This window comes from Phenylobacterium sp. (assembly GCF_031425575.1).
GTDB lineage: Bacteria > Pseudomonadota > Alphaproteobacteria > Caulobacterales > Caulobacteraceae > Phenylobacterium.
In genome coordinates this window covers 1-1,812 of the sequence record NZ_JANPJP010000288.1, presented here as the reverse complement: position 1 = coordinate 1,812, position 1,812 = coordinate 1, and the positions used below count along the sequence as shown (strand labels likewise).

3 protein-coding genes are annotated in these 1,812 nt (G+C 67.3%); all 3 read right to left on the bottom strand.

The window, feature by feature from the left end; genetic code table 11:
- Positions 1-12: 12 nt before the first annotated feature.
- The gene (locus RMO97_RS16150; RefSeq protein WP_310542054.1) at positions 13-996 is read right to left on the bottom strand and encodes an alpha/beta hydrolase; all 984 of its coding nucleotides are present in this window, start codon (positions 994-996) and stop codon (positions 13-15) included.
- A 43-nt stretch (positions 997-1,039) separates the two neighbouring features.
- Positions 1,040-1,420: a DUF423 domain-containing protein gene (locus RMO97_RS16145; protein WP_310542053.1), complete on the bottom strand. Its 381-nt coding sequence runs from the start codon at positions 1,418-1,420 to the stop codon at positions 1,040-1,042.
- Positions 1,421-1,595: 175 nt separating this feature from the next.
- Positions 1,596-1,812 (bottom strand): amidase family protein (locus tag RMO97_RS16140; RefSeq protein WP_310542052.1); only part of this gene is annotated, 217 nt, incomplete at its 5' end.

Sequence of the window (1,812 nt, the reverse complement as noted above, 5' to 3'; positions counted from 1 at the left end):
CCATCGGGCCTTCTACGTCGGGAACCGCCGGTCGAGCCAGCCCAGGATCAGCTGGTTCACCTCGTCAGGCTTTTCCTGCTGCGTCCAGTGGCCCGAACCGGCGATCATGTGGGTCTCCAGGTCGCCGATAACCCCCGGCATGTGTTCGGCGGCCGATGGCGGCAATACGGCGTCCAGTTCGGCGGTAATCATCAGGCAGGGCAGGTCGTCCAACCGGGTGGGCAGGGTGGCGGCGCGCTCCCAGTTGCGGGTGAAGTTTCGGTACCAGCTGACCGGGCCGAAAAAGCTGCCGGCTTTGAACGCATCGGCGAACACCGCCAGCTCGTCCGGCGTCAGCAGCGGGTCGCCGCCGGTCACCCCGTCCCAGCTCCGCAACAGGTCCTTGAAGGCGAAAGTAGAGCCCGACGCGCTGGGCTGGACTGCGGCGGCCAACGCAGCGGGCTTGCGCATGAAGAAGGCCATGGTCTTGGTGGTGTCCGCGCCCAGTACGGCCTCCGGCTCGTCGGGGGTCTGGAACCAGACGATGTACATGTCGGGTCCGAAGCGCGCCTTCATGATCGCGATCGGGTCGGCGGGCGCCCGGGGCATGAAGGGGGTGTTCAGGCCGATCACGCCTGCCACCCGATCCGGGTGGATTAGGGGCATCTGCCAGACCACGATGCCGCCCCAGTCGTGGCCACAGAAGATCGCTTTTTCCACCCCCAGATGATCCAGCAAGCCCGCCATGTCGCCTGTCAGGTGGTCGATATCATAGGCGCCGACCACATGGGGTTTGGACGACAGGCCATAGCCGCGCTGGTCCGGCGCTATGGCCCAACGACCCGCCGCCTCGCAGGCTTTCAGTTGATGGCGCCAGGAAAACGCCAGTTCCGGGAAGCCGTGGCAGAAGATGATCGGCACGCCTCGCCCGCGCGGCCCGACCTCATAGTAGGCGATGTCCACGCCGTCTACCGCGGCCTGCTGGACCGGTGGCATCATGGTCGTGAGCGCCGACATGGGGTGTCCTTTCAACGAAGAGATCGGGTTCGAATGTCTCAGGTCACGCCTTGGGGTCAACGCCCCGCGCCGCCCAGGCCAGCACCGCCCAACCGGCCAGGAACAGCAATCCGCCCACGGGCGTCACCATCCCCAGCCAGCGCGGCGCGCCCAGCGCCATGGCGTAGAGACTGCCCGAGAACAGCACCACGCCCGACAGGAAGAACGCCGGCGCAAACCGGGCCCGGCGCGCACCCACCTGCATGAAGGTTGCGCACGCAAACGTCGCCAGGGTGTGCATGAAGCCATAGACCGAACCGGTGCGGAGCCACTCCTGGGCCCTGGGATCCTGGACGCCATGAGCGGCGAACGCGCCGACCGCCACCGCCGCAAACCCGCTGACGGCGGCCAGGGTCATCCAGGTGCGTCGGGTCCAGAATTTCACGCCAAACCTCAATTTTGATCGTCATCCCCGGCCTTGTGCCGGGGACCCATCGTCCCGACGCCCTGATGCCGCAGAACGGGCGGGCGGGGCATCGACGCCATGCAACCCGTCGATCACCGCACCAGCGGCGCCATGGGTCCCCGGTACAAGACGGGGATGACGGGCAGAGGGGGGATCACCCCCAAACCTGGGGACGGCGCGCGGCCCACGGGGCCTCCTTCTCCAACTGTCCCGCCAGTCGGAACAGGGTCGCCTCGTCGGCATATTTGGCGGTGAACATCATGCCGATGGGCAGGCCGCCCGCGTCCATCTCCAGCGGCAGGCTCAGCGAAGGCTGGCCCGAGAAGTTGAACGGCGGGGTGAACGGAAACACCTGCCCCTGGCGCCGGTTC